1 protein-coding gene is annotated in these 270 nt (G+C 51.9%); it reads left to right on the top strand.

The annotated features are described in order from the left end of the window. On the top strand, window positions 1–270 hold a 270-nt coding region (locus KJS57_RS26200; protein ID WP_213656847.1), incomplete at both ends, for a hypothetical protein.

Here is a 270-nt window from a genome sequence, read left to right as displayed (position 1 = left end):
CTCTGTTAAACGACCAGCCGTATACTTCGGGCACTACGATAAGTGCAGAAGGCAGCTACACGCTTGTCGTGAGTGATGCCGCCGGCAATGCGACGACTGTTAGCTTTACCATCGACAAAACGAAGCCGGTGGTTTCGGGCGTGGAAGACGGGAAGCTGTATAACACGGATAAAACGGTGACGTTTGACGAAGGGACTGCGACATTAAACGGTGGTTCGTTCATGTCAGGCGATACGATCAGCCAGGATGGCGATTATACGCTCATCGTAA

Origin of the sequence: Paenibacillus vini, from assembly GCF_018403325.1 — a bacterium.
GTDB lineage: Bacteria > Bacillota > Bacilli > Paenibacillales > Paenibacillaceae > Fontibacillus > Fontibacillus vini.
Note: the sequence above shows the minus strand (reverse complement) of the source record. Positions and strands in the feature narration are given on the sequence as shown.